20 protein-coding genes are annotated in these 21,013 nt (G+C 71.3%); 17 read left to right on the top strand and 3 right to left on the bottom strand.

The genetic code is table 11. The features are described 5' to 3' along the window. Positions 1-21: 21 nt before the first annotated feature. Positions 22-420, bottom strand: a complete 399-nt coding sequence (locus tag ABMQ42_RS00305; RefSeq protein WP_349720575.1) for a phage holin family protein — start codon at positions 418-420, stop codon at positions 22-24. 96 nt (positions 421-516) lie between these two features. Here ABMQ42_RS00305 and ABMQ42_RS00300 point away from each other — a divergent pair, with 96 nt between their 5' ends. The 15 genes from ABMQ42_RS00300 to ABMQ42_RS00230 all read left to right on the top strand — a co-directional run bounded on the left by ABMQ42_RS00300 (position 517) and on the right by ABMQ42_RS00230 (position 17,275). Beyond that, positions 517-1,623 carry a histidinol-phosphate transaminase gene (locus tag ABMQ42_RS00300; protein ID WP_349720574.1) on the top strand — a complete coding sequence of 369 codons (1,107 nt, stop codon included), beginning with the start codon at positions 517-519 and terminating at the stop codon, positions 1,621-1,623. A 4-nt stretch (positions 1,624-1,627) separates the two neighbouring features. Then, a complete protein-coding gene (gene pdhA / locus ABMQ42_RS00295; RefSeq protein ID WP_349720573.1) occupies positions 1,628-2,776 on the top strand; it encodes a pyruvate dehydrogenase (acetyl-transferring) E1 component subunit alpha in 1,149 nt (382 codons plus the stop codon). Further along, positions 2,773-3,816, top strand: a complete 1,044-nt coding sequence (locus ABMQ42_RS00290) for an alpha-ketoacid dehydrogenase subunit beta (protein WP_349720572.1) — start codon at positions 2,773-2,775, stop codon at positions 3,814-3,816. The genes pdhA and ABMQ42_RS00290 overlap by 4 nt, the downstream gene beginning before the upstream one ends. Positions 3,817-3,830: 14 nt before the next feature. Continuing rightward, complete coding sequence (locus ABMQ42_RS00285; RefSeq protein ID WP_349720571.1) at positions 3,831-5,198, top strand: dihydrolipoamide acetyltransferase family protein; 1,368 nt, start codon at positions 3,831-3,833, stop codon at positions 5,196-5,198. Positions 5,199-5,671: 473 nt separating this feature from the next. Next, positions 5,672-6,625: a metal ABC transporter solute-binding protein, Zn/Mn family gene (locus tag ABMQ42_RS00280; RefSeq protein ID WP_349720570.1), complete on the top strand. Its 954-nt coding sequence runs from the start codon at positions 5,672-5,674 to the stop codon at positions 6,623-6,625. Positions 6,626-6,687: 62 nt separating this feature from the next. Then, positions 6,688-7,509 (top strand): metal ABC transporter ATP-binding protein, encoded by an 822-nt coding sequence (locus ABMQ42_RS00275; protein ID WP_349720569.1) that lies wholly within the window; start codon positions 6,688-6,690, stop codon positions 7,507-7,509. Then, on the top strand, positions 7,506-8,369 hold the full coding sequence (locus ABMQ42_RS00270) for a metal ABC transporter permease (protein WP_349720568.1): 864 nt from the start codon (positions 7,506-7,508) through the stop codon (positions 8,367-8,369). Before ABMQ42_RS00275 ends, ABMQ42_RS00270 begins: the two co-directional genes overlap by 4 nt. Positions 8,370-8,518: 149 nt before the next feature. Continuing rightward, on the top strand, positions 8,519-10,090 hold the full coding sequence (gene efeU / locus ABMQ42_RS00265; protein ID WP_349720567.1) for an iron uptake transporter permease EfeU: 1,572 nt from the start codon (positions 8,519-8,521) through the stop codon (positions 10,088-10,090). Beyond that, entirely contained in the window at positions 10,077-11,303 is a 1,227-nt protein-coding gene (gene efeO / locus ABMQ42_RS00260) for an iron uptake system protein EfeO (RefSeq protein WP_349720566.1), read from the top strand. Before efeU ends, efeO begins: the two co-directional genes overlap by 14 nt. After that, complete coding sequence (gene efeB, locus ABMQ42_RS00255; protein ID WP_349720565.1) at positions 11,300-12,601, top strand: iron uptake transporter deferrochelatase/peroxidase subunit; 1,302 nt, start codon at positions 11,300-11,302, stop codon at positions 12,599-12,601. Before efeO ends, efeB begins: the two co-directional genes overlap by 4 nt. A gap of 32 nt (positions 12,602-12,633) precedes the next feature. Then, positions 12,634-13,392 (top strand): ABC transporter permease, encoded by a 759-nt coding sequence (locus tag ABMQ42_RS00250; protein WP_349720564.1) that lies wholly within the window; start codon positions 12,634-12,636, stop codon positions 13,390-13,392. Between the two features lie 49 nt (positions 13,393-13,441). Continuing rightward, entirely contained in the window at positions 13,442-13,882 is a 441-nt protein-coding gene (locus tag ABMQ42_RS00245) for a Fur family transcriptional regulator (RefSeq protein ID WP_349720563.1), read from the top strand. A 139-nt stretch (positions 13,883-14,021) separates the two neighbouring features. Further along, positions 14,022-14,915: a permease gene (locus ABMQ42_RS00240; protein ID WP_502884594.1), complete on the top strand. Its 894-nt coding sequence runs from the start codon at positions 14,022-14,024 to the stop codon at positions 14,913-14,915. Then, a complete protein-coding gene (locus ABMQ42_RS00235; protein ID WP_349720561.1) occupies positions 14,905-15,804 on the top strand; it encodes a TIGR03943 family putative permease subunit in 900 nt (299 codons plus the stop codon). The genes ABMQ42_RS00240 and ABMQ42_RS00235 overlap by 11 nt, the downstream gene beginning before the upstream one ends. Next, positions 15,794-17,275 carry a hypothetical protein gene (locus ABMQ42_RS00230; protein WP_349720560.1) on the top strand — a complete coding sequence of 494 codons (1,482 nt, stop codon included), beginning with the start codon at positions 15,794-15,796 and terminating at the stop codon, positions 17,273-17,275. The genes ABMQ42_RS00235 and ABMQ42_RS00230 overlap by 11 nt, the downstream gene beginning before the upstream one ends. A 24-nt stretch (positions 17,276-17,299) precedes the next feature. Here the strand turns inward: ABMQ42_RS00230 and ABMQ42_RS00225 are convergent, their stop codons facing one another. Further along, positions 17,300-18,019, bottom strand: coding sequence for a glutamine amidotransferase-related protein (locus ABMQ42_RS00225; protein WP_349720559.1), 720 nt, complete (start codon positions 18,017-18,019; stop codon positions 17,300-17,302). A gap of 147 nt (positions 18,020-18,166) precedes the next feature. Between ABMQ42_RS00225 and ABMQ42_RS00220 the strand changes: the two genes are divergently transcribed. After that, positions 18,167-18,892 (top strand): DNA-3-methyladenine glycosylase, encoded by a 726-nt coding sequence (locus ABMQ42_RS00220; RefSeq protein WP_349720558.1) that lies wholly within the window; start codon positions 18,167-18,169, stop codon positions 18,890-18,892. Positions 18,893-18,920: 28 nt separating this feature from the next. Here the strand turns inward: ABMQ42_RS00220 and ABMQ42_RS00215 are convergent, their stop codons facing one another. Further along, positions 18,921-19,757, bottom strand: a complete 837-nt coding sequence (locus tag ABMQ42_RS00215) for a helix-turn-helix transcriptional regulator (RefSeq protein WP_349720557.1) — start codon at positions 19,755-19,757, stop codon at positions 18,921-18,923. Between the two features lie 105 nt (positions 19,758-19,862). On the opposite strand from ABMQ42_RS00215, the gene ABMQ42_RS00210 reads away from it, so the two are divergent. Next, positions 19,863-20,624, top strand: a complete 762-nt coding sequence (locus ABMQ42_RS00210; protein WP_349720556.1) for an SDR family oxidoreductase — start codon at positions 19,863-19,865, stop codon at positions 20,622-20,624. Positions 20,625-21,013: the final 389 nt, after the last annotated feature.

Genomic DNA, 21,013 nt, shown 5'->3' with positions numbered 1-21,013 from the left:
TTTTATTCCGATGAATGGATCTCAGCGCTTGCGCTGCGGCCGCAGGATGATCCCGAAGAACCAGTTGATCAGCGAGATCACGATCGCCGCCAGCACACCCCACCAGAAGTCCTCGACGCGCAGGCCCCAGTTCCACCAGTGCGTGAGCCACGCGGTGATCCACAGCAGCAGGCCGTTGATCACGATGGAGATGAGCCCGAGCGTGAGGATGTACAGCGGGAACGCGACGATCTTGATGACCGTGCCGATGATCGAGTTCACGATGGCGAAGATCGCGGCCACGATCAGCAGCGTGAGGATCTGCGGCAGGGGTTCGTTCCAGCCGACCTGGATGGGCAGGACCGAGACGGTGAGCGCCGGGATGAGGGTGACGACCCAGATCGCGAACGCGTTGACGACCACGCGGATGATGAATCGCATCCGCACAGTCTGGCACGAGCACCCGACGTTGTCGCGGGCGCCCAGCCGCGGCATCCCGCCCCTTCGCAACCGGGCGCGCGAACGTAGACTCGTGGGGTGACCGAAGACGCTCCTGTCCGCATCCGCCCCGAGATCGCGGCGCTGCCCCCGTACAAGCAGGGCAAGCAGGCCGGATCCGAGGCCTTCAAGCTGTCCAGCAACGAGAACCCGTACGAGCCGCTGCCCGCGGTGGTCGAGACGCTGCGCCGCACCGTCGGGGTGAATCGATACCCGGATGCCACGGCTGCCCGCCTGCGACAGCAGCTGGCCGTGCGGTACGGCGTGACGCCCGACGAGGTGCACATCGGTGCCGGCAGCGTGTCGATCCTCTCGCAGCTCGCGCTCGCCGCCGCCGGCCCGGGCGACGAGATCGTCTACGCCTGGCGCTCGTTCGAGGCGTATCCGGGGCTCGTGCTCATCGCCGGTGCCGCACCGGTCGAGGTGCCGCTCGCGCCCGGCGGGCGCCACGACCTCGACGCGATGGCCGCGGCGGTCACCGAGCGCACCCGCGCGGTCATCGTCTGCACCCCGAACAATCCCACCGGCCCGACGGTCACGCAGGCCGAGTTTGAGGCGTTCCTGGCTGAGATCCCGTCCGATCTGCTCGTCATCCTCGACGAGGCGTACGCGGAGTTCGTCACCGATCCCGACGCCGTCGACGGGCTGCGCAAGCTCGGCATCGCGAACCACCCGAACGTCGTCGTGCTGCGCACCTTCTCGAAGGCATACGGCCTGGCGGGGCTGCGCGTGGGCTACGCGATCGGGCACCGGCGCATCCTCGACGCTGCACGCTCGACGGCGGTGCCGCTGTCGGTGACGGCGCAGTCCGAAGAGGCCGCGCTGACGAGCCTCGCCGCCGAAGACGAACTGCTCGCGCGCGTGCGCACGATCGCCGAGCGCCGCGACCGGCTCGCCGCCGCCCTGCGCGCGCAGGGCTGGGCGGTGCCCGACGCCCAGGGCAACTTCGTGTGGCTCGCCACGGGAGAGCAGACGATGGATGCCGCGGCTCTGTTCGAAGACGGCGGCTGCATCGTCCGTCCGTTCGCGGGCGACGGAATCCGCATCTCGGTCGGCGAAGAGGAATCTGTCGAAAAGGTACTGCAGATTGCGGCATCCATTGTCGAGGCTCTTCCAGAGGGGCATGCGGGCCGCGCGTTAGCGTAGAACGGTGACGCCGACCGACGACACCGTGGCGTGCGACGAGCCGGACCTGGTCCGGATCCTCGACGCGGACGGCACCTACGCCCCCAGCCCGGCCGCCGAGCCCTACCTCGACCTCGTCGAGAAGCTCGCCGACACCGACCTCGAGCAGTTCTACCGCGACATGGTCGTGGTGCGCGCGTTCGACCAGCAGGCGACCACCCTGCAGCGCCAGGGGCAGCTCGCCCTCTGGCCGCCGAGCTTCGGGCAGGAGGCCGCGCAGGTCGGCTCGGCCCGCGCTGCCCGCCCGCAGGATCACCTCTTCCCCTCCTACCGCGAGCACGTCGTGTGCACGATCCGCGGCGTCGATCCGATCGACATCATCCGGCTCATGCGCGGCATGACGCACGGCGGATGGGACCCGTACGACCCCAAGAACGGCAACACGCACATCTACACGCTCGTGCTCGGCTCGCACACGCTGCACGCGACGGGCTTGGGCATGGGACTGGCCTTCGATGGGAAATCCGGCACCGGCGACGTCGATCGCGATGAGGCCGTGATGGTCTACTACGGCGACGGCGCCTCCAGCCAGGGCGACGTGCACGAGGCCATGGTGTTCGCGGCCAGCTACCAGACCCCCGAGGTGTTCTTCCTGCAGAACAACCAGTGGGCGATCTCGGTGCCGGTCTCGACCCAGGCGCGGGTGCCGCTGGCCCAGCGCGGCGCCGGCTACGGCATCCCGTCTATCCAGCTCGACGGCAACGACGTGCTCGCCAGCTACGCCGTCACCCGGCGCGCGCTCGACGAGGCACGCGCCGGCGAGGGTCCGCGCGCGATCGAGGCGGTCACCTACCGCATGGGCGCGCACACCACGAGCGACGACCCGACGAAGTACCGCACCTCCGACGAGGAGGCCTCGTGGGCGCGGCGCGACCCGATCGCCCGCATGCGTGCGTATCTGCGGGGGCGCGGGGCGTCCGACTCGTTCTTCGCGGAGGTGGATGCCGCGGCCGCCGCCGGCGCGGAGGATGTGCGCGAGCGCACCCGGGCGCTGGGAGCCATCCCCGTCAGCACGATGTTCGACCACGTGTACTCCGAACCCCACCCCCTCGTCGAGCGCGAGCAGGCGTGGCTGGCCGAGTACGAGGCATCCTTCGAGGAGGGCGCGCGATGAGCACTCCCACGACCCAGACCCCTGAGCGAGCGCAGCGCGACGAAGGGCCGGGCGTCGCCGCGGCCGTCGAGAACCTGCCCTTCGCGAAAGCCCTGAACGCCGGCCTGCGCCGCGCGATGGCCGAGAGCGACCGCGTGCTGCTGATGGGCGAGGACATCGGCCGCCTCGGCGGCGTGTTCCGCGTCACCGAGGGGCTGCAGGCGGAGTTCGGCGAGCGTCGTGTCCTTGACACCCCGCTGGCCGAATCGGGCATCGTCGGCACCGCGATCGGCCTGGCGATGGCCGGGTTCCGCCCGGTCGTCGAGATCCAGTTCGACGGGTTCGTGTTCCCGGCGTTCGACCAGATCACCACGCAGCTCGCCAAGCTCACGAACAGGCACGAGGGCGTGCTGAAGATGCCCGTCGTGATCCGCATCCCCTACGGCGGGCACATCGGCGCGGTCGAGCACCATCAGGAGAGCCCCGAGACCTACTTCGCCCACACGCCCGGGCTGCGGGTCGTCTCGCCCTCGACGCCGAACGACGCGTACTGGATGATCCAGGAGGCCATCGCCTCCGACGACCCGGTGATCTTCCTCGAGCCGAAGGCGAAGTACTGGCTCAAGGGCGATGTCGACACCGCGGCACACGCGCTGCCGCTGCACGCGTCGCGCATCGTGCGCCGCGGCACCGACGTGACCCTCGTCGGGCACGGCGCGATGGTGACGACCCTGCTGCAGGCCGCGGCGCTCGCCGAGGGCGAGGGCATCTCGTGCGAGGTCATCGACCTGCGGTCGCTGTCGCCGATCGACTACGGCCCGCTGCTGGACTCGATCCGGCGCACCGGGCGCATGGTCTACGCGCAAGAGGCCCCGGGCTTCGTCTCGCTGGGCGGTGAGGTCGCCGCCACCGTGATGCAGGAGGCCTTCTACGCACTGGAGGCACCGGTGCTGCGCGTGTCGGGCTTCGATGTGCCGTTCCCGCCCGCCAAGCTCGAGGGCGTGTTCCTGCCCGACCCCGACCGCATCCTCGAGGCCGTCGACCGCGTCCTCGCCTACTGACAAAGGACCGCGACATGAGCCCCCAGACCTTCCTGCTGCCCGATGTGGGCGAGGGCCTCACCGAGGCCGAGATCGTCAGTTGGCACGTTGCGCCGGGCGACGACGTCGCCGACGGCGACGTGCTCGTCGAGATCGAGACCGCCAAGTCGCTCGTCGAGCTGCCGTCGCCGTTCAGCGGCACGGTCGGCGAGATCCTGGTGCCCGAGGGCAAGACCGTCGAGGTCGGAACCCCGATCATCACGATCGCGACGGGTGTGGCATCCGCCCCCGACGTCACCGTCGGGCGGAGCGAGCACGGCGAACCCGAACCGGACCCCGAGCCCGAGGGGTCGGTGCTCGTCGGCTATGGCACGGGCGGCCCGGTCACCTCGCGCCGCCGCAAGCCCGCGCAGGCGCCGGTGCGGGCGTCGGCGGGCGTCGCCGCCAAGCCCCCGATCCGCAAGCTGGCCCGCGATCTCGGCGTCGAGCTGTCGGCCGTGACGCCCACCGGTGCCGCGGGCGAGGTCACCCGCGACGACGTGCTGCGGCACGCGTCGCAGGCGAGCGTGTTCCGCAACATCGCGACGCCCGAGTGGCCCGAGGTGCGCGAGGAGCGCATCCCGGTCTCGCCCGAGGTTGCGGCATCCGCCGTCGCCCCCGTCCAGGCGACCGCGCCCTCGCGGCTCGCGGTCGACGACGAGCACCGGGTCGAGACGATCCCGGTCAAGGGCGTGCGCAAGGCCACCGCGAACGCGATGGTCGGCTCGGCGTACAGCGCCCCGCACGTCTCGGTGTGGACCGACGTCGACGCGACGCGCACGATGGAGCTCGTCAAGCGGCTGAAGGCGTCGCCCGACTTCGCCGACACCAAGGTCTCGCCGCTGCTGATCATGGCCCGCGCGGTCATGTGGGCGGCGCGGCGCACGCCGATGGTGAACGCGGCGTGGGTCGACGGTGAGGTCGGCGCCGAGATCAGCGTGCGGCACTACGTCAACCTCGGCATCGCCGCGGCGACCCCGCGCGGACTTCTCGTGCCCAACATCAAGGACGCGCAGAACATGTCGATGCACGAGCTCGCCAAGGCGCTCGAGAAGCTCACCCGCGACGCGCGCGACGGCAAGACGACTCCCGCCGACCAGCGCGGCGGCACGATCACGATCACGAACATCGGCGTGTTCGGCATGGATGCCGGAACGCCCATCATCAACCCCGGCGAGGCCGGGATCATCGCCATGGGCACGATCCGGCAGAAGCCCTGGGTGGTCGACGGCGAGGTGCGGCCGCGCTTCGTGACCACGGTGGCGGGATCGTTCGACCACCGGGTGGTCGACGGCGACGGCATGAGCCGGTTCGTGGCCGACGTCGCGTCGATCCTCGAGGAGCCGGCCCTGCTGCTCGATTGAGGCGTCGGGCGTCCGGCGCGCGTGTCGGGCGGTCGGGGCGTCGGCTGTTCGGAACTCCGCAAGAATGTGCCGAGAAGGGTGCTTTCGGCGTGCGAAGCGCACCGAAAGCTCGAGTCTTGCGGAGTTCTCAACGCGTTGCGGCCCTCACCGCTGGATGGGGCGGATGCCGCAGCCGCCGCGCCCCGCCCCGCTCCGACCCGGCGAGAGAACATCTGCTCGCCGAGGATGCGGGTAATACCCGTGCCCTCGTCCGGCAGGTGTTCTCTCGCGGACGGGGGAGCGGGGGCTGGCTCGGTGCCCTCGACCCAGTGAGAGTGCAGCAGGTGGACGAGAGCGTGGGTGCTTCCCCACTCTTCGTCCACCAGGTGCACTCTCACCGTTTGGCGGGGGTGGATGCCGCGATTCGCGGCCGGGCGCGAGCGTCGCGATCGCCCGAGTTGAGAATGATTCTCATTACGGGTTAGGGTGGATGCGTGATCAAGACACGCCTCCTCGCCGCAGCCGTTCTCGCCGCCACCGCCACCACGCTCGCCGGGTGCTCCGGCGCGGCCGACGGGAACACGGCCGGCGGTGCCGTGCAGGTCGTCGCCTCGACCAACGTCTACGGCTCGATCGCCGAGGCGGTCGGCGGCGACCGCGTCGACGTCACGTCGATCATCGACAGTGCGGCGCAGGATCCGCACGAGTTCGAGGCGAGCGCCCGAGACCAGCTGCGCGTGAAGAAGGCCGGGCTCGTCATCGAGAACGGCGGCGGCTTCGACCCGTTCATGGACGGGCTCGTCGACGCGTCCGGCACCGATGCGAAGGTCATCACGGCGGCGACGCTGTCGCCCGAGTACCCGGCCGACGGCGACCTCGACACGCACGCCGACGACGCGGATCACGACCACGACCATCTCGAGGGGTTCAACGAGCACGTCTTCTACGACCCCGCCGTGATGGCCGCGCTCGCCGAGAAGATCGCGGCGGCGCTCGCCGGCCTCGATCCCGCGGGTGCCGACGCCTATACCGCCAACGCGAAGGCCTTCACCGACGGCATCCAGCCCCTCACCGATGAGCTCGCGACGCTGAAGTCGGCCCATGAGGGAACCGGCGTGTTCGTCACCGAGCCTCTGCCGCTGTACCTGACCGACGCCGCCGGGCTCGACAACAAGACGCCGGCGGCGTTCAGCGAGGCTGTGGAGGAGGGGCAGGATGTCGCTCCCGCGACGCTCCTCGAGGCACTGAAGATCATCTCGTCGAAGCAGGTCGCCGTCGTGATCGTCAACGCGCAGGCCGGCGGCGCCGAGACGCAGCGCGTCGAGCAGGAGGCGAAGGGTGCCGGCATCCCGGTGATCGAGTTCTCCGAGCTGCTGCCCGAGGGCAAGACATACCTCACCTGGATGGCCGACAACATCGCGCGGCTGGGCGACGCGCTGGGGGAGTGACGCGGCCCGCCGCTCCGGCCCTGCGCGCACGCGCTGAGAATCGTTATCACTAAGGTGGACTGGTGGAATCCGAGCAGACCGTCGCGCCCCTCGTCATCGAAGGGGCTGCCCTGCGCCGCGGCGACCGCACGCTCTGGGACGACCTCGACCTCGTCGTCGAGCCCGGCGAGCTGATCGCCGTCCTCGGCCCGTCGGGGTCGGGCAAGACGACCATGCTGCGGGCGATCCTCGGGCTGGATCGGCTCAGCGCCGGCCGCATCACGGTTCTGGGCGAGCCCGTGCGCCGTGCCGGCAACAGGCGCGTGGGGTACATCCCGCAGCAGCGCCCGCTGCCGCGCGACACCTCGATGCGGGCGCGCGACCTCGTGCAACTCGGCGTCGACGGACACCGGTTCGGGCTGCCGATCCCGCGACGCGGCGAGCGTGCCCGGGTGGATGCCCTGCTGGCCGATGCCGAGGGGTCGGAGTTCGCCGACCGACCGGTCGGTCTGCTGTCGGGCGGAGAGCAGCAGCGCCTGCGCGTCGCCCAGGCGCTTGCCGACGATCCGAAGCTGCTGCTGGCCGACGAGCCGCTCACGAGCCTCGATCTGGCCAATCAGGAAGCCGTCGTCCGCATGATCGACCGGCACCGCCGCACGCACGCCGCAGGCGTCCTGCTCGTGACGCACGACATCAACCCCGTGCTCGACAAGGTCGATCGCATCCTCTACCTCGCGCGCGGGCGCTTCTCGCTGGGGCGGCCGCGCGACGTGCTGCGCGCCGATGTGCTCAGCGACCTGTACGGCGCCGACGTCTTCGTGCGGCACGCCGGCGGACGCCTCGTCGTCGTCGGCGCGCCCGACGCCGAGGCGGCGCATCACCACCACGAGGACGAGCACGCATGAACTGGTCCGACATCGTCAACGCCATGTTCGGCGGCGCCTCCGACTACGGCGAGATCCTCGCGCTCGTGCAGAACTCCGTCTGGGCCGGCGCCGTGCTGGGCCTGGTCGGCGGCCTCATCGGCGTGTTCGTCATGCAGCGCGACATGGCGTTCGCCGTGCACGGCATCAGCGAACTCTCGTTCGCCGGTGCCGCCGCGGCCCTGCTGGTGGGGGTGGATGCCGTCACGGGATCGATCGTCGGATCGCTCATCGCCGCGGCGGTCATCGGCCTGCTCGGCGCCCGGGCGCGCGAGCGCAACTCGATCATCGGTGTGCTCATGCCGTTCGGACTGGGCCTCGGCATCCTGTTCCTCTCGCTCTATCAGGGACGCAGCGCCAACCGATTCAGCCTGCTGACCGGGCAGATCGTGACGGTGCAGAATGCGCAGCTGGGCTGGCTGATCGTCATCAGCGTGATCGTCCTGATCGGGCTGCTGCTCATGTGGCGGCCGCTGCGTTTCGACTCGCTCGATCCGCAGGCGGCGGCTGCGCGCGGCGTGCCCGTGCGCGCGATCTCCCTCGCGTTCATGCTGCTGCTCGGGCTCGTGGTCGCCGTCGCCGTGCACATCATCGGGGCGCTGCTCGTGCTCGCACTCGTCGTCACTCCCGCCGCGGCCGCGATGCGCGTCTCGGCTGGACCCGTGGCCGTGCCGCTCTTGGCGGCGGCGTTCGGGTTCGTGTCGGCGGTGGGCGGCATCCTGCTCGCGGTCATGGGCGAGCTGCCGGTGAGCCCCTACATCACGACGATCTCGTTCGTGATCTACCTCGTGTGCCGCGGAGTCGGCGCCCGCCGCGACCGCGTGACCCGCTCGGCCGCGTAGACGTCGAGACGAGGGGATGCCGGGGCCGCGGCATCCCCATCCGTGTCACACTCCGCCACGAAACATCCGGCGGGCTCGACGCGGGGGAAGGAGTAAGGTTAGCCTTACCGTCATCCCCACACCCCTCACCGGAAGTCCGGATCCCGCTCGTGCTCGCAACCTTCGTCATCGGCCTGCGTGAAGGCCTCGAGGCCGTTCTGGTCGTCAGCATCGTCGCCGCGTTCCTGAAGCGCAACGGCATCTCGCGACGGCCGATGTGGCTCGGCGTGTTCGCGGCGGTCCTGATCTGCATCGGCGTGGGCGTGGGCCTGCAGGCGTTCGAGCAGGCGCTGCCGCAGGCGCAGCAGGAGGGGCTCGAGGCGATCATCGGCGTCGTCGCGGTCGTCTTCGTCACCGCGATGATCGCCTGGATGGGCAAGAACGCGCGCGGCCTGAAGCGCGAGATCGAGGCCGAGGCCACCGCCGCGCTCGGCCGCGGCACCGCCTGGGCGCTGGCGGGCATGGCGTTCCTGGCCATCATCAAGGAGGGCTTCGAGACCGCGGTCTTCCTGCTCGCGACGTTGCAGGCGTCGACGAGCGTGCTCGCGGCGGGCATCGGCGCCCTCCTCGGCATCGCCGTGGCCTGCCTTGTCGGCTACGGCCTCTACACCGGCGGGGTCAAGCTCAACCTCGGCAGGTTCTTCCGCATCTCGAGCATCTTCCTCATCTTCGTCGCTGCGGGGCTCGTGCTCACCGCCCTGCGCCGCGCGCACGAGGCCGGCTGGATCACCATCGGCCAGCAGCACACCGTCGACCTGTCGTGGCTCGCGCCCATCGGCTCGATCCGCTCGGCGCTGATCACCGGCGTGCTGGGCATCCCGTCCGATCCGCGTGTGATCGAGGTGCTCGGCTGGTTCGCCTACCTCGTCCCGATGCTGCTCATCGCGTTCTGGCCGCAGCGCTGGCGCCCGTCCGCCACCGCACTGCCGACGGTCAAGTTCTCGATCGCCGGAGCCCTGGCCCTCGCGGCCGCCGTGCTCGCCCTGGCGATCCCGGCGGGCACCGCCGCGCTGCCGACGACCGCGGGGCTGACCCCCGCGGGCACCGTCGAGATCTCAAGCGCCGAGAACCCGACCCTGCGCGTGACGGGCGGCGCGGCATCCACCCCCATCACCTTCCGCGACGGAACGCCGACCGAACGGGACGGCGCGCGCGTCACCGAATGGACGCAGAAGGGGGATGCCGCGGACACGGACCGCCCCGCGACGCTCACCCTCGACCACCTGACCGAGCTGTTCGGGCGCGTGCCGATCGGCATCGATGCGCTGCAGAACCCTGGCCCGTTCGACGCGACCTGGACCGCGACAGCCGTCACCTCCGTGTGGACCGCGCACGACGGGCTCGTCGACGCGAAGAGCGTCGAGCACGAGACGCTCACCCTGACCGGCGGAGGCCTTGCGACCTCGCGCACCCTGACCTTGGACACGACGACGTGGTCGGTTCCCCAGACGACGGCGACCGAGCGTGCAGACGCCGTCGCCGCCGGCGATGCCCTCGCCCGCGAGCTCACCCTCTGGCGGGTGTGGCTGCCGCTGGCGCTCGGCCTCGCCGCCGTCCTGCTGGCACTGAGCGCCTGGCGCGACACGCGCGCCCTGCGCCGCGCCGCCGCGCAGGCGTCGAACCCGTCCGCCGCGACCGCGCCGGAATCCGATCGAAGGAGCACCTCGTATGCCGTCCATTGACCGCCGCCTGCGGCTCGTCGCCCTGACCGCCGTCCTCGGCGCGACCTCCGCGCTGACCCTCGCCGGCTGTTCCGGCAGCACGTCGAGCGCCGACCCGTCGTCGAGCGGCGACCCGTCGACCGTCAACGTGACGCTGGCCTCCGGTTCGAACGGCGACGAGTGCACCGCAGACACGACGACGGCCAAGGCCGGGCCGGTCACCTTCTCGGTGACCAACGAATCGGCCACCGGCATCATCGAGTTCGAGCTGCTGCAGGACCAGCGCATCGTCGGCGAGAAGGAGAACCTCGCCCCCGGCCTGGCTCCCGTCTCGTTCACCGTCACCCTCGACGGCGGCACGTACCAGCTGTACTGCCCCGGAGCGACCAAAGAGCTCACCGACTTCACCGTGACCGGCAAGGCGGCCAAGGCCGCCACCGGCGACACCGCCGAGCTGCTCGCCGACGGCGCGACCGGCTACGCGAGCTATGTCACCGACCGCATCGCCGACCTGCTCGACGGCGCCAAGCAGCTGCAGGCCGCGATCGACGCGGGCGACCTCGACAAGGCCAAGACCGTCTACGCGGGCACCCGTCAGTTCTACGAGAAGATCGAGTCCGACGTCTCGGGCTTCATCAAGCCGGGCGCCGACCCGACCGACAACGCCGGCAACCTCGACTACCTGATCGACATGCGCGCCTCGAACCTCGACCCCGAGGTCGGCTGGCACGGCTTCCACGCGATCGAGCGCGACCTGTGGGAGAAGGGCGCCATCACCGACGACACCAAGAAGCTCGCCGCCGAGCTCACCGAGAACGTCACGACGCTCAGCGAACTGTCGAAGGACCTGACCTTCAAGCCCGAGGACCTCGCCAACGGCGCGGCCGGCCTGCTCGAAGAGGTGCAGTCCAACAAGATCAGCGGTGAGGAAGAGGCGTACAGCCACATCGACCTCGTCGACCTCGCCTCGAACGTCGAGGGCGCCCGCCAGGCGTTCGCCTACCTCGAGCCCGGCCTGAAGAAGCTCAACGCCGACCTGACCGACCAGATCACGGCACAGTTCAAGAACGTCGACGACGTACTCGCCAAGTACCGCGACGCGACCGCCCTCGGCGGCTACGTCACCTACGACGACGCCACGAAGAAGGCCGCCGCCAACGAGATCTCGCAGGCCGTACAGGCGCTGCAGGACCCGCTCTCGCAGATCGCGCAGAAGGTGGCCGCCGCGTCATGACCGAGACCCGCGACGACGCTCCGGCACAGGGCTCGGTTGATGCCGCGCCCCGCCGGGGCGTCTCGCGGCGCTCGCTGCTGGGCGGCGGCATCGCCGCGGGCCTGGGCGTGGTCGCCGGGGTCGGCGGCGTGCTCGGCGCGCAGCACATCTCGGCCGCCCACGCGAGCGACGAGACCGTAGACCTGCTGCAGAGCCATCCGTTCTATGTGGCGGAGAAGGGGATGCCCCAGCCCGGCATCAGCACGGCACCGCAGCGCTACTGCGTGTTCATGACCTTCGACTTGGCCGCCGGTGCGGTCGCGCGCAGCCTGCAGGTGCTGCTGGCCCGCTGGTCGGCCGCGATCGCACAGCTGCAGGCGGGCAAGACCGTGGGCGCGGTCGCGCCCGCTCGAGGCGTCGGCGCCGGACAGGACACCGGCGAGGCCCTCGACCTGGGTCCGGCATCCCTCACCGTCACCGTCGGTCTCGGACCCGGCGTCTTCGACGACCGGTTCGGACTCGCCGACAAGAAGCCGGCCAAGCTCGCCGAGCTTCCGACCCTGCCCAGCGACCGGCTCGACCCCGCGTTGACCGGCGGCGACCTGTCGCTGCAGGCGTGCGCCGACGACCCACAGGTCGCCTACCACGCGATCCGCGATCTCGCCCGCATCGCCCGGGGCACCGCGACCGTGCGCTGGACGGTGCTCGGCTTCGGGCGCGCCTCGGCCGGCCCGGACCAGACGACGCCCCGCAACCTCTTCGGATTCAAGGACGGCACGCGCAACGTCTCGACCGACGCGGACTTCGAGAAATGGGTGTGGGCCGGTGACGACCAGGCGTGGATGGCCGGCGGCACCTACCAGATCGCCCGCAAGATCCAGATGAACATCGAGATCTGGGATGCCGACGACGTCGCCGACCAGCAGAAGATCTTCGGCCGCAAGAAGGTCGACGGCGCACCGCTGTCGGGCGGCGCCGAGCACACGACCCCGGACTTCTCGGTGAAGGATGCCGCGGGCCAGACCAAGATCGACATGCGCTCGCACATCGCCCTGGCCGCGCATGAGAACAATGACGGCGTGAAGATCCTGCGGCGCCCGTACAACTACACCGACGGGCTCAACCAGTACGGACAGCTCGACGCCGGTCTGCTCTTCCTCACCTACATGAACGACCCGGAGCATTTCGTGCGTCTGCAGCGCCGGCTCGGGGCATCCGATCTCCTCAACGAGTACATCGGCCACGTGGGCTCGGCGGTCTTCGCGGTGCCGCCGGCGCCGGCGACCGGCTCGTACATCGGCGAGGCGCTGTTCGCGTAGCCGGTGTCGCCGCCCCTCAGTAGGCTCGCCCTGTGAGCGGGTTCACGGTCCCGGCCGACATCCTGCCGACGCTGATCGGCGTCGTCGTGCTGGCCGCGGTCACCACCGTGGTGCTGATGGCCTTCCGTGTGCCGGCGGTCTGGGCACCCGTGCGGGCGATCGCCCGCGGGGTCGTGCAGCTGGCGGTGATCAGCGTCATCCTCACCGGCATCATCTCCAGCCCGGTGTGGATCGCCGTCGCCCTGTGCGTGATGTTCACGATCGCCGCCTCCGTCGCGACGAGTCGCACCGGATGGTCGGTGCGCACCGCCGTCATGATGACGAGCTCGATCGCCGCCGGCGTCGCGCTGGCGGGAGCGATCGTCTTCACCACCGGCGCCCTCGAGCTCACCTCGCGCTACGCGCTGGCGATCGGGGCGATCGTGATCGGCAACGCCATGACGATCGCGACCCTCACGGGGCGGATGCTCACCACGGCCGTCGTCGACCACTGGGACGAGGTCGAGGGCTGGCTGGCTCTGGGCGGCACGCCGCGCCAGTCGACGATCCACATGGCGCGGCGTGCCGTGCGCGACGCGCTGATCCCCTCGATCGACCAGACCCGCACGACGGGGCTGGTGGTGCTGCCCGGCGCCTTCGTCGGGGCGATCTTCGGCGGCATCTCGCCGCTGGAGGCCGGCCGGTTCCAGATCGTGGTGCTCGCCGCGATCATGGCCGCCGGGTCGCTCGTCGCCGTGCTCATCGCCACGTGGATGGGCGATGTGCGCGTCAAGCCCCAGCCGGTGCGGTGACGATGCCGCTCCCAGGTCTTCCTCCGGCAGCCGCCTCTAGACTCGAACCATGGCCCAGCGGAACACCTGGCAGCGCGAACGCGTGCGCGAGGCGCTCACCGACGCGCAGGGATTCGTCAGCGCGCAGACGCTGCACGCGACCCTGCGCGACGACAACACGGGCATCGGCCTGGCCACCGTGTACCGGGCCCTCTCCGACATGGCCACCGCCGGCGACGCCGACTCGCTGCAGAGCCCCGAGGGCGAGAGTCTCTATCGCGCCTGCTCGACGCACGGCCATCACCACCACCTGATCTGCCGCGCGTGCGGTCGCGCCGTCGAGATCGCCGCGACCGACGTCGAGGACTGGGCCCGCGCCACCGCCGCCCGCCACGGTTTCACCCAGGCCGAGCACGTCGTCGACATCTTCGGTCTCTGCCCCGAGTGCACCGCCAAGCGGCAGGCCGGGCAGGCATCGAGCCGGGCCGACGCCGAGGCGAGTGCAGACTGACGTGACGCGGGCGCCCGCGCACGAGCCGCCGACGGCCAGGCTGTCGGTGTCACCGGCGACCCGCCGGACGGTCGCGATCGGCCTCGGGGTGGGCCTGGTCGCGGTGCTGTTCGCACTGAACGCATTCGCGCCGGGCCTGATGCCCGACCTGCCCACGCGCGCGCAGGACGGCCTCACCCTCTCGATCAGCGTGCTCATCGAGTCGCTGCCGTTCGTGGTGCTGGGCGTCGTGCTGTCGATCGTCGTGCAGGTGTGGATCCCGCCCGGGATGATCGAGCGATGGATGCCGCGCCGCGCGTGGGCCCGGCGGGCGGTGCTCTCGCTGCTCGGCATGCTGATCCCGGTGTGCGAGTGCGGCAATGTGCCGTTCGCGCGCGGCCTGATGATGCGCGGGTTCAGCGTGCCCGAGACGCTCACGTTCCTGGTCGCCGCGCCCATCGTGAACCCGATCGTCATCATCACGACGCACCAGGCATTCGGGTTCTCCGACGGCATCCTCGTCGCGCGCCTGCTCGGCGGGTACGCGATCGCCAACCTCATCGGATGGCTCTACAGCCGGCATCCCGATCCCGATGCCCTCGTCACCGATCGGTTCCGCGACGCGTGCGAGACCGTGACGCACGAGGCGGGCGACCGGTGGCGGCGCAGCCTCGCGCAGCTGGTCGTCGAACTGCGTGCGGTGATGCCCGCCCTGGTCATCGGCGCGGCGCTCGCCGGCGCCGTGCAGGTGCTCGTGCCGCGCAACGCCCTGCTGGCGATCGGCTCGAACCCGGTCTTCTCGATCGTGGCCATGGTGCTGCTGGCCATGATCGTGTCGATCTGCTCGAACGTCGACTCGTTCTTCGCGCTGTCGTTCGCGTCGACGTTCACGCCGGGGTCGATCGTCGCGTTCCTGCTGGTCGGGCCGCTCGTCGATGTGAAGATGCTCGCGCTGCTGCGCACGACGTTCACCACCAAGGTGCTCGTGGGCATGGTCGTGACCGTCCTGCTGGCGGCCTTCGCGATCGCCGCGGGGGTGAACCTTGTCGCGTAGAACGGCGCTCTGGAACCGCTGGCTCGGCGTCGGGCTCGCCTCGTGCCTGGCGGTGGTGACGCTCGGCCTGGCATTCACGGGCCGGCTGGCGCTGTACATCAACCCGTCGTCGAACTGGTTCGCGATCCCGATGGCCGTGCTGCTGCTGGTCGGGGCGGGGCTGAGCTTCCTCCTGCCGCTGGGCGCCGAGGAGGACCACGGCCACGACCACGGCCACGGGTCGACCGGGATGCGGGATGCCGCGGGCACAGCGTCGGGGATCCTGGTCGACACGCCACTCGATCAGCGATCGGCGCGGCGTGTCGCAGAAGATCCCCGACCGCGTGCACAGGGCGGCGGGTCGGGGGAAGGCGCCGCGGCGCACGCGCACGCGCGCACCCGCACCGGGCGGCCGGCGGCCGTGCTCGCCGCGGCCGGCGGAGCCGCGGCATCCCTCGTCGCCCTCTCGATCCTGCTGCTGCCGCCCGCGTCCCTCTCCGCCGAGATCGCGCAGACGCGAGACGTGGGTGCTGCCCCGTTGTTCGCGGGGTCGGATGTCGTGAACCTCGCCGTCCACGGCGACACGACCGCGTTCGGGGTCGGCGACTGGGCGAGCGTGTTCGCGACGGCGACGAACCCCGACGCCTTCGTGGGCGACACCGTCACCATCACCGGATTCGTCACCCCCGGCGACGACGGCACCTTCGATCTGACCCGCCTGGTCATCACGCACTGCGTCATCGACGCGCAGCCGGCCCGCGTGCCGATCGCGACCGGCGCGAAGTCCCCCGCGACCGGCGTGTGGGTCAGCGTCGCCGGCACCGTGCGGTCCACGGCATCCGGCACCCTCCAGATCGACGCGACGAAGGTCACCCCCATCGCCGAGCCCAAGGATCCGTATGAGTACTGACCAGGGGCAAGGGCGGGGGCAGGGCACCCGGCGCGCGGCTTCCCGCCGCCGGCGCAGCCGCGCGTTCCTCGGCGGGTTCGCCGCGGTGGTCGGCGTGCTCGTGGTGCTCGGCCTCGCGGGTGCGGCCGTCGGCAGCGCGCAGGGCCCGCGCGTGACGGCGGTGCAGGTGGACCCGGATGCCGCGGCCACCGCCTCCGGCGCGCGCCTGATCGTCACGATGAACCAGTCGCTGCACACGATCACGGCCGGCCAGGTCACCGTCCAGCCGGCCGCCGAGTTCACCGTCGACACCGCGGGCCGCACGATGGGCGTGCGGTTCACGCTGCCGCTGCACGACGCGACCGACTACACCGTGACGTTCCACGACGTCGCGGGGCTGGGCGGCGGACGCACCACGACCGTCACCCAGACGTTCGCCACCCCGCACACGGATGTCTATCTGCTGCAGCGCGGATCCGCCGAAGACCGCATCGTGCGCGCGGGGCTCGACGGGTCGGACCCGCACGCCGTGCTGCGCGCCGATCACATCGAGGACTTCCGCGCCACCAGCGGCCATCTCGTCGCCGTGACGCTCGACGCCGGCGGCAAGACGGCGCTCGTGGTCACCGATCTCTCCGGGCGCCATCGACGCGAGCTGCCGCTGCCGGGTGACGGCACCGTCACCCGGCTGCAGAGCGCCGACCGCGGCGAGCTCATCGGCTACACCTACTCCGACGCGGACCCCGGCGCCGCCGGCGCGCGCGAGAGCGTGCTCTACACGGCGTCGCTCAAAGACAGCGCGGCCGACACGAAGCCCGCCGCGGTCACGGTCGCCGGCGATGACCCGCGCGTCGCCGACTGGCGCTTCGTGCCCGACAGCGACAGCATCCTCGTCCTGTCGTACGACGGCAGGATGCTGCTGGCCGGTCCCTCCGGCGACGGCGCCGCCGACCTGGGCACCGGCACCGTCATCGACGGCATCGCCCGGGGCTCGTCGGTCGCATATGTCGAGCGCGCCGACGGGATGGTCACCGTGGACCTCACCGACGGCACGGTCGCGCCCCTGGTCACGGCCACCCGCGACGGAGCCGACGTGCCCGGACACCGCGGCGTCGTCACGCCGCTGCCGGGCAGTGCCGGCGGTTCGGTGCAGCCGTACACGGTGCTCGACGTCGCCGGCGGATCGGGTGCCGACAGCGGAGCGCCCGAGGGCACGACCGTGTTCCGGGTGGCGGCCGACGGGGGCGCGACGCCGATCTTCGAGATGTCCGTCGACGACGCGATCCAGCAGACATGCGTGTCGCCGAGCGGGCAGTACGCCGCCATCACGGTGGCGCCCGACAGCGTGCACAACGACTACGACGACTATCTGCTGCCCATGCCGCAGAAGGTCGTCACGCACATCGTGTCGCTCGCCGACGGCAGCGAGGTGCACGACTTCAGCGGGTTCGACGCCTCCTGGTGTCAGGTGCCCCCGACGCTCGGGCAGTGAGCCCGGCGCAGCGGCGCATCCGTGTCACCCCCACGTGCGCACGAACGAGCGCAGCATCCGCGCGGGCTCGGTGATCGGCGTCGACAGCACCCGGCCGGCGATCTCGTCGTAGTCCTCCGCCGAGAAGTACCCGCCGTCGCGGTAGAACGCCATGCGCTCGGTGAACGGCAGCGGCGTCGACTCGGGATGGAACTGCGTCGCATACAGCCGGTCGCCCACCCGATACGCCTGCACCGGGCACGCGAGGTTCGTGGCCAGCAGCACGCCGCCCGGCGGCACGGTCCCGGCCCCCTCCTTGTGCGCGGACAGGGCGACGAACTCGTCCTCCATGGCCGCGGTGACGGGGTCGTTGACGCCCGCGGGCGTCAACCAGACGGGCGTCGGGCCGGTGGGCTCGGGGAACCGCCGTGACACCTCGCCGCCCAGCATCCGGGTCACGATTCCGATGCCGTAGCAGGTGAACAGGGCGGCGGTGCGGGATGCCGCGGCCGCCGCCGCGACCCGCTCCAGGTCGGCCTCGAGCCGGCGCTGGACGTCGGACTTGTCGTCATCGGTGACGTTGAACGGACTGCCGCCGACGAGAAACCCCGACCACCGCTCGAACGCGTCGGCGGGCAGCGGCTCGCGCGTCAGGTCGTGGAACTGCAGCGCGCTCTCGTCGAGCCCGGCCTCGCTGCGGAACGACGCGTACTCGGCACGCGCGGCCGCGCGCTGCGGGCGCACGCACAGGGTCACCAGCGGCATGGCGCGATTCTAGGCCGCGCGCGTTCGCCGTGGGGGCGGGATGCCGGTCGCGCGCATCATGCGGACGGAGCCGCGCGCATCACGCGGACGGACCGGGATGCGAGCTGTCCGGCGTATCGTGGAGGCGGGCGCCGTGCCCGCCGTGCCATGACCGATCAGCTCTCCGACCCCGCGCCCCTCGCCGCCGCGGCGTTCCACGTCGCGACCCGCGAAGAGTTGCGCCCCCTGCCGCTCGAGGTCGCGCCGCGGCTGCTCGGCGGCATCCTCACCGTCGTCCTCGGCGATGACACGGTGGCCCTGCGGATCACCGAGGTCGAGGCCTACCACGGCAAGGGGACCGGCCCCGTGCCCGACCCCGGATCGCACGCGCGCATGGGATACACGCAGCGCAACGCGACGATGTGGGGCGAGCCCGGACATCTGTATGTCTACCTGAGCCACGGCATCCACTCCTGCGCCAACGTCGTGTGCGGGCCCGAGGGCGAGGCCGGCGGAATCCTGCTGCGCGCCGGCGAGGTCACCGCGGGCCTCGAGATCGCGCGCACGCGCCGTCCCGCCGCACGCACCGACCGCGAGCTCGCGCGCGGACCGGGGCGGCTCGGCGACGCGATGGGGCTGCGGCATGCGCTGCACGACGGGATCGACGTGGTGGACGGGATGCCGCGCGGCGGCGCCGTCGCGAGCCTGCTGCTGCGCGACGAGCCGCTCGCCGAGGTCGCGGCGGGTCCGCGCGTGGGCATCGCCGGCGTGGCCGGCACCGATGCGTTCCCCTGGCGCTTCTGGATCCCCGGCGACCGCACCGTGTCGCCGTTCCGGTGGGGCAGGGGAGCGGCCGAGGCCGCGGCATCCCTCCGCCTCGACGCCGCGCGCTGACCGCCCCGCATCGACGCGCTTCGCGCGTTCACCCGAATCGCTGACTCCCGAGCACCGAGAGCAGCGCGAGCTTCTCGGCGGCCTCGGTGTGCGGCGCGGCGGTGAGCACGAGCAGCGCCTGCGACTGGTCCTCGGTGAACAGCACCTGGCAGTCGAGCTCGATCGGACCGAGCTCGGGATGCACGAGCGTCTTGTGGTCCTCGAACCGAGCGGCGACCTCGTGGCGGTCCCAGAGCTCGGCGAACTCGTCACTCGCCGACAGCAGCGCCCGCACGAGCTCGCCGGCGCGCGAACGCGGGCCCATCGCACCGTAGGCGACGCGCAGGTTCGCGACCAGTGCGCGCGCCTGGCGCGGTCGGTCGTCCTCGGGGTAGACCTCGCGCGAGTCGGGCTCCGTGAACCACCGGTACACGTCGCTGCGGGCGAGGCCCGTGCGAGCCGACACATCGCCGAACAGCGCCTGCGCCATCCGATTCGCGACGAGCGGCTCGCCGAGGTTCGACAGGACCATCGCCGGGGTGTCGTCGAGGCGGTCGAGCACGCGCAGCAGCGCCGGCGCGACGTGGGGGAGCGACCCCCGCCGATCGGGCGCGGTGTGCCCCGCCGTGCGGAACAGATAGTCGCGCTCGTCGTCGGTCAGCCGCAGCGCCCGCGCGAGCGCGGCGAGCATCTGCTCGCTGGGCTGCGGCCCTCGATTCTGCTCGAGGCGCGTGTAGTAGTCGACCGACATGCCGGTCAGCTGCGCGACCTCTTCGCGGCGCAGGCCGGGTGCGCGCCGCCGCGCCCCATCGGGCAGACCGACGTCGCCGGGCTGCAGCGCCTCGCGGCGGGAGCGGAGGAAGGCGGCGAGCCCGGTGCGGTCCATGTCCTCCATTCTGTGATGCGCGCGCGCAGACGACCAGGGATCGCGAGTCCCCCGATCGACGGGTCTCTTACGCGGGGGGGGGGGGATGCCGCAGAACGTGGAGGCATGGACACCACAGGAAACACCGTCTTCATCCCCGGCGCGACGGGCGGCATCGGCCTCGCCCTCGCACTCCGCCTGCAGGCCGCGGGCAACACCGTCATCATCGGCGGGCGCCGGGCCGAGGTGCTCGCCCGGCTGCACGCCGAGCACGGTGTCGACACCGTCCGCATCGACATCAGCGACCCCGTGAGTGTCCGCGACGCGGCCGCCGACGTCATCGCGCGGCATCCCGATCTCAACGTCCTCGTCGCGATGGCCGGAATCATGCGCGCCGAAGACTGGCGCAGCGCGGAGTTCGTCACCGACGCCGAGCAGATCGTGTCGACGAACCTCCTCGGACCGATCCAGCTGATCGCCGCGTTCACGCAGCACCTGCAGTCGCGGCCCGACGCGACGATCGTCACGGTCTCCAGCGGGCTCGCGCACACGCCGCTCGCCGTGACGCCGACGTACAACGCCACCAAGGCCGCTATCCACATGCTGTCGGAATCGCTGCGCCTGCAGCTCGCCGACACGAGCGTGCGCGTGGTCGAGCTCGTCCCGCCGGCTGTGGCGACCGAGATCATGCCCGGGCAGAGCCGGAGCCCGATCGCGATGCCGCTCGACGACTTCGTCGACGAGACGCTCGCGCTGCTTCGCGATCAGCCCGATGCGCACGAGATCCTCGTCGAGAACGTGAAGCTCCTGCGCTTCGGCGAGGTGCGCGGCGACTACGCGCAGACCGTCCGGACGCTGAACCGCCTCGACCCGCACGCGGCGGCCTGAGCCGGGGGAAGTGACTTCCCGTCGGAAGTGGGCTATGGTCGCTCGGAATACCCGCCAGCTGTGACAAAGGGAAGCGAGTATCGACCATGGCTGACAAGCACAACGCCAAGAAGACGCCGCAGGCCACCCTCAAGGAGAAGCGAGCTCTCAAGAGGGAGAAGGCCGCGGAGGGGCCGGTCAAGGCGCGCAAGCGCTGATCGCCCCGGCGGGGATGCCCGAGCCGGTCGATGGGACGGCGGCCGCGGCATCCCCGCACGTCAAGGCGACACGCCACGCCATGCTAGACTTGCTCTTTGTCTGCGCGCACTCCAGCACGCAGTTCGCTCCCTCTTCATGATCGCCGGTCGCGAGACCGGGTCGTGTCGTGGGTGCAGACAAGGGATCTTGGG

The sequence above is a fragment of the Microbacterium sp. KR10-403 genome (assembly GCF_040196215.1).
Lineage (GTDB): Bacteria > Actinomycetota > Actinomycetes > Actinomycetales > Microbacteriaceae > Microbacterium.
This window is presented reverse-complemented; position numbering and strand designations above follow the sequence as displayed.

Excerpts from the sequence above, each read along its gene's own strand:
- ABMQ42_RS00290 (WP_349720572.1), top strand. The coding sequence starts at position 2,773 with ATGAGCACTCCCACGACCCAGACCCCTGAGCGAGCGCAGCGCGACGAA.
- ABMQ42_RS00220 (WP_349720558.1), top strand. The coding sequence starts at position 18,167 with ATGACCGATCAGCTCTCCGACCCCGCGCCCCTCGCCGCCGCGGCGTTC.
- ABMQ42_RS00230 (WP_349720560.1), top strand. The coding sequence starts at position 15,794 with ATGAGTACTGACCAGGGGCAAGGGCGGGGGCAGGGCACCCGGCGCGCG.
- ABMQ42_RS00305 (WP_349720575.1), bottom strand. The coding sequence starts at position 420 with ATGCGATTCATCATCCGCGTGGTCGTCAACGCGTTCGCGATCTGGGTC.
- ABMQ42_RS00225 (WP_349720559.1), bottom strand. The coding sequence starts at position 18,019 with ATGCCGCTGGTGACCCTGTGCGTGCGCCCGCAGCGCGCGGCCGCGCGT.
- ABMQ42_RS00285 (WP_349720571.1), top strand. The coding sequence starts at position 3,831 with ATGAGCCCCCAGACCTTCCTGCTGCCCGATGTGGGCGAGGGCCTCACC.
- ABMQ42_RS00210 (WP_349720556.1), top strand. The coding sequence starts at position 19,863 with ATGGACACCACAGGAAACACCGTCTTCATCCCCGGCGCGACGGGCGGC.
- efeB (WP_349720565.1), top strand. The coding sequence starts at position 11,300 with ATGACCGAGACCCGCGACGACGCTCCGGCACAGGGCTCGGTTGATGCC.
- efeO (WP_349720566.1), top strand. The coding sequence starts at position 10,077 with ATGCCGTCCATTGACCGCCGCCTGCGGCTCGTCGCCCTGACCGCCGTC.
- ABMQ42_RS00270 (WP_349720568.1), top strand. The coding sequence starts at position 7,506 with ATGAACTGGTCCGACATCGTCAACGCCATGTTCGGCGGCGCCTCCGAC.
- ABMQ42_RS00240 (WP_502884594.1), top strand. The coding sequence starts at position 14,022 with ATGCCCGACCTGCCCACGCGCGCGCAGGACGGCCTCACCCTCTCGATC.
- ABMQ42_RS00215 (WP_349720557.1), bottom strand. The coding sequence starts at position 19,757 with ATGGACCGCACCGGGCTCGCCGCCTTCCTCCGCTCCCGCCGCGAGGCG.
- ABMQ42_RS00245 (WP_349720563.1), top strand. The coding sequence starts at position 13,442 with ATGGCCCAGCGGAACACCTGGCAGCGCGAACGCGTGCGCGAGGCGCTC.